The organism is Aquiflexum sp. (assembly GCF_041751335.1).
In the GTDB taxonomy this organism is placed as follows: Bacteria; Bacteroidota; Bacteroidia; order Cytophagales; family Cyclobacteriaceae; genus Aquiflexum.
In genome coordinates this window covers 1-5715 of sequence record NZ_JBGSXS010000081.1, presented here as the reverse complement: position 1 = coordinate 5715, position 5715 = coordinate 1, and the positions used below count along the sequence as shown (strand labels likewise).

The following is a 5715-nucleotide window of genomic DNA, read 5'->3' as shown; positions in this document are numbered from 1 at the left end:
TTGTTTAATTCAATTAACCTATTTACCAGTTTGGAACCCGCTGCTTCATCTGAATCAGAAATATCAGAAAAACCCATGATTCTGGAAATCATGGCATATTTTTCCAATTCACCTTTTAATGAATAAGAAACAACAGTAGGTAAAAGCATTGCATTTGAAAATCCATGGGCCAAATGAAAAATTGCCCCTAGGGGTCTACTCATTCCATGGACTAAACAAACACTACTGTTAGTAAATGCCAATCCACCATGATATGCAGCAATAGACATTCCTTTTCTTGCGATATTGTCATCTGGGTATTCCCAAGCTGCTTTTAAATTTTTACCTACAAGAGTTATACAGGAAAGCGCCAAAGGATCAGACAAAGGATTAGATTTTTTAGAAACAAAAGCTTCAATACCATGTGTCAAAGTATCCACACCTACGAATGCTGTTAAATCCTTAGGCATCGATTTTGCCAATTCATAATCAACTATCGCTGCAGATGGCATTAGGGCTTTATCAAAAATCATCATTTTTACCCCCAATTGCGTATCGGTAATCACCGCAACTTTTGTCGCCTCACTTCCTGTTCCAGAAGTGGTAGGAACTGCGATAACAGGAATTCCAGCGTTTTTGATTTTATGGTATCCCATGTATTGGTTTAGAGGTGGTGGATTGGTTGCAAGAATTGAAATTGCTTTGGCAGCATCTATAGGACTTCCTCCTCCGACTGCGATAAGAATTTCTGCATTTGTTGAATTGAATTTTGATAATCCATCATTTACGTTTTCTAAAGTGGGATCTGGATAAACATCAGAAAAGACAAAAGCATGTATCCCTTTTAACTTTAATTTGATGACTATATCATCAATAAAACCAGAATTTACAAAATAATTATCAGTAACGATCATCACTTTTTTAGCTCCGAATTCTTCTACTAAATCCGGCAATTGATTGACGGCTCCCCCACCTATCAAAGATGTACCCGGAGCATTAAATTGAATTATATTCCCCATATTACCAGCCTTGAATTCGTTGATAATTATTATCCCATCTTGAAAGAATTACTCTTTGCTTTGTGTAAAACATCACTCCTTCTATCCCTTGCATGTGAAGGTCTCCATAAAATGAATCATTCCAACCCGCAAAAGGGAAGAGTGCCATAGGTGCGGGAACACCAACATTGACACCTATCATACCACAATTAATCTCTCTGCTGAACTGTCTGGCAGCCTTACCATTTGAAGTATAGATGGTCGCGCCGTTGCCAAAAGGCAATCGGTTTAACCATCTAATGGCTTCATCAAGATTTTTAGGTGAAAGCAAGGAAAGTACCGGGCCAAATATTTCCTCTTTAAACAAATCCATTTCGGGATTAACCTGATCCAATAAAGTTGGACCAACAAAAAATCCACTTTCAGGAATGTCAGCTCTACCATCCCTCAATATTTTTACTCCTTTTTTTTCTGAGGCGGAAATAATTCCAAATATTCTCCTTTTGCTGTGTTCATCGATTACAGGTCCCATATCAACAGGACCACTTCCTGAGGTATCTCCAATTGTAAAAGAATCCATTACATTAATTAATCTTTCTTTGAGTGGTTCAACTATATCGCCTATTCCAACCAACAATGAACCAGCCATACATCTTTGGCCTGCACATCCAAATGCTGCACCTGAAATAGACCTGATTGTTGCATCCGGATCTGCATCGGGCATAACCAATTGAACATTTTTGGCTCCACCTCCAGCTTGGACTCTTTTCCCGTGAGATGTTGCAAGACTATAAACATGCTTTGCTATATGTGAGGATCCAACAAAACTGACAGCTGCAATTCCCGGGTGTGTGCAAATTGCATTGACTACTTCTTTGCCTCCATGAATCACATTTAATACCCCTTCAGGCAATCCTGCTTCCAAAAAAAGTTCCGCCAACCTTATGGCAGTTAAGGGGACCTTCTCACTGGGTTTTAGAATAAAGGTATTGCCACAAGCAATGGCAATAGGGAACATCCACATGGGAACCATCGCAGGAAAATTAAATGGGCTTATACCTGCGCAAACACCCAATGGTTCCTTCAAGGTAATACCGTCAATTTCCGGAGCAATCTGCGAAAGGCTTTCACCTTTGAGCAGATGGGGAATCCCACAGGCAAATTCAACAACCTCGAACCCCCTCCTGATATCTCCCCTTGCTTCATCAATTGTTTTTCCATTTTCTTTTGAGATAAGTTTGGCAATTGACTCCATATTTGACTCAAGCAGCGCTCTATATCGAAAAAGTATGTCCGCCCTTCTTGGAGAAGGTAATTGGGACCATTTTTTAAAAGCCTTTTCGGCAACTTTTACGGCTTCATCCACATCTTCTTTTGTTCCGATCGGTGTCAATCCTATGATTTCACCAGTAGATGGATTAAATATTGGTGTAGTAGGAAGTTCTTTTTTCTGGACCCAATTATCACCAATGATCATTCTAGCAACAGGATATTCATTATTTTTATCTTTCATTTTCGATCAATTTCTTATTTTTCATGAAATATTATTTTGAAATATTTAATTAGACTTTAATTAAATCCCCGCTGCTCCATCTGAAAAACAGACCATACTCAAAAAACTGTCTTTGTAATTTAACAACTGTACAATTTCAATGATCACAGGTTCAGAAAATAACTCTTTTCTAAAAACAGGTATATGGAGAATTTCATCTAAAATCTTAAACCTTTCTGATGCAATATTTGGGATTTCATTTTTTGAATGCCCATTACACGAATATAATGGTAGAGCTGCAGCTGACATTGTCCCCAAAATGGCCTTTGGAATAAACTTTCTCCTTTCTTCCTTCATCGATATTTATTTAGTGAATCAACCATAATTTTCTTAAATAATTAGAAGCCATCAGACGATTCCAAAAACTGTATATAATAGAATGATAAAAAAAACTCCAGCAGTTTTAATTCCTGTCATAACAAAAATATCACCGTAAGATTGTTTGTGAGTTAGTCCTGTGACAACCAGTAGTGTTATTATAGCTCCATTATGCGGAAGAGTATCCATTCCCCCACTTGCCATTGAGGCTACCCGGTGAAGCACCTCATTCGGAATCCCAAATTTAAGTGCTTCTGAAAGATAGGTTTCATGCATAGTTGCCAAGGCAATGCTCATGCCCCCTGAAGCTGAACCGGTTATACCAGAAAGGATGGTTATCGTTACTGCCTCGTTTACTAAAACATTATTAAAGGTTTTGGATATTAATTCACTGACGGATTGAAAGCCCGGTAAGGCTGCAATGACTGCCCCAAATCCATATTCAGAAGCAGTATTTAAAGTAGCAAGTAAGGCACCATTAATTGCTGTGTTTATCTCCGCAATAAAATTTCTGCGAATCTGGGAAAATGCAAAAATCACCACGGATAATATTCCTAAAACCAAACTTATCTGAACTGCCCAAATCGCAGTTAATTTTGAGATTTCAAGATTGTCTATACCATTAAAACCAAATAATGAAAATTCGAATTGCTCACCATAATATTTTGGTATAAGGTCAGTCAATGCTTTATTTAATACACCAACAATAATTAAAGGAAGAAATGCTATTATGGGTTTGGGCAGAGTTTCATGGATTTCATCAACCGGTTCATTGATATGGTCATTCCCATAACCTTCTCCATTTTCAATTGCTTTTCTCTTCCTCCAATGCAGGTAAATAATCCCCGCCAGGAAAATGAACAAACCACCAAAGAGACCCAACCACGGTGCCGCCCATGAATCAGTTTGAAAAAAGGATGTGGGGATAATGTTTTGGATTTGAGGAGAGCCAGGAAAGGCGTCCATAGTAAAAGTAAATGCCCCAAGTGCTATTGTGGCCGGGAGCATTCTTTTGGGTATATCAGCGGCCCTGAATAACTCTGCACCAAAAGGGTAAACAGCAAATGCGACTACAAACAAAGATACTCCTCCATAGGTGAGTACAGCGCAAACAACCACAATAGCAAGAATTGCATTTCTTTTCCCAAAAATCTTTATGGTAAATGCGGTTATTGATTTTGCAAAGCCTGAAATGGCAATTACTTTTCCGAAAATTGCCCCAAGAAGGAACACTGCAAAATACAACTTTATAAAGTCAACCATCCTCTCCATAAATACTCCTGAAAAAAATGGCATTACCAATGACGGGGAAGTCAAGAAAACAGCCATAAGGGCTGCGATAGGAGCAAACAAAATGACACTGTACCCTTTATAAGCTACAAAAATCAAAAAGGACAAGGAAAATAAAATGATTAAAATATCCATGTTAAGGTCTCAAATAAAGATTCTGCATCTTTTTAACTTTCAATAAAGAGGAGTTAAGTTACATTAGAAAATAAATCAAAAGGACATGAACACCTAAACCTTATATTTATATCAATTTGATTAATTTTCCAGTTCACCATACCTTCTAACCCTTAATGCAGCTTGTTCTTTATGTCCCATAAATCCCTCTAGTTCACATAATCTCATTGCATATCTTCCAATATTTAAACTTGCTTCAGGTGTACACTTCTGATAGGTACAGTTTTTCAAAAATTTGCCGACCCATAGTCCGCCTGTATATCTTGCGGCTTTATTGGTTGGAAGGGTGTGATTGGTACCTATTACTTTATCCCCGTAAGCTACATTTGTTTCTTTTCCTAAAAATAAGGCTCCATAATTTGTTAAATTTTTGAGAAAGAAATCCGGATTATTGGTAAGAACTTCGACATGCTCATATGCTAATTTATCAGCTTCAAAAAGTGCTTCTTCTTCATCTTTCACAATAATAATCTGACCATTCTCCTCCCAAGCAATTCTGGCAATATCAGCAGTTGGTAAAACTAAGAGCTGTTTTTCAATTTCGAGAATTGTCTCATTGGCAAGTTTTTCGGAGGTTGTAATCAAAGCCCCGGGAGAAGAGGGTCCATGTTCCGCTTGGCCCAATAAATCGCATGCCACCATTTCAGCGTCAGCAGATTCATCTGCTATGACCAAAACTTCGGTTGGGCCAGCTAAGAGGTCTATACCAACTCTACCAAACAATTGTCGCTTTGCTTCCGCAACATAGGCATTACCAGGTCCCACAATCATGTCGACCGGTTCAATTGTCTCTGTACCAATGGCCATTGCAGCCATTGCCTGTACCCCACCAAGAATATAAATTTCATCTGCACCAGCTAAGTGCATGGCAACTACAGTCGCATTGGGTATTTTACCATTAATTGGAGGGGTAAATCCGATCACCCGCTTGACACCTGCAACCTTGGCTGTAAGAATACTCATGTGTGCTGATGCTACCATGGGATACCTCCCACCAGGGATATAACATCCAACACTGTTGACTGGGATGTTTTTATGACCAAGGATAACTCCCGGCAAAGTTTCTACTTCTATGTCTTTTATTGACTCTTTTTGAAGTATCGCAAAATTCCGAATCTGTTCCTGAGCAAATTTGATATCATCTATGACTGAATCATCCATTTGATCAAAAATGGCTTTTATTTGATTTTTGGAAAGTAAAAAAGAGGTTGGATTCCAAGCATCAAATTTTTCTGAATACCCTCTTACAGCTTTGTCGCCTTGAGTTTCAACTTCCATTATTATTTCACTAACAATGATATTAAGCTCATTCTTTTCTTTTAGAATTTCGGAATCTGATTTTCCTTTTTTCAACCACTTTGCCATTGATATTTCTATTTATATTCAAATTAATTTTAGTGAACC

Annotated in this window: 5 protein-coding genes; all 5 read right to left on the bottom strand. The window is 38.1% G+C overall.

Translation table 11 applies throughout. The annotated features are described in order from the left end of the window. A partial coding sequence (locus ACEW8U_RS05065; protein WP_373520951.1) for an iron-containing alcohol dehydrogenase occupies positions 1 to 998 on the bottom strand: 998 nt, incomplete at its 3' end. A 1-nt stretch (position 999) separates the two neighbouring features. Beyond that, entirely contained in the window at positions 1000 to 2490 is a 1491-nt protein-coding gene (locus tag ACEW8U_RS05060; RefSeq protein WP_373520950.1) for a CoA-acylating methylmalonate-semialdehyde dehydrogenase, read from the bottom strand. A 60-nt stretch (positions 2491 to 2550) separates the two neighbouring features. Next, positions 2551 to 2826 (bottom strand): hypothetical protein, encoded by a 276-nt coding sequence (locus ACEW8U_RS05055; protein WP_373520949.1) that lies wholly within the window; start codon positions 2824 to 2826, stop codon positions 2551 to 2553. 51 nt (positions 2827 to 2877) lie between these two features. Further along, positions 2878 to 4272 carry a GntP family permease gene (locus ACEW8U_RS05050; RefSeq protein ID WP_373520948.1) on the bottom strand — a complete coding sequence of 465 codons (1395 nt, stop codon included), beginning with the start codon at positions 4270 to 4272 and terminating at the stop codon, positions 2878 to 2880. A 120-nt stretch (positions 4273 to 4392) separates the two neighbouring features. After that, the gene (gene hisD / locus ACEW8U_RS05045; RefSeq protein ID WP_373520947.1) at positions 4393 to 5676 is read right to left on the bottom strand and encodes a histidinol dehydrogenase; all 1284 of its coding nucleotides are present in this window, start codon (positions 5674 to 5676) and stop codon (positions 4393 to 4395) included. Between the last annotated feature and the right edge of the window lie 39 nt (positions 5677 to 5715).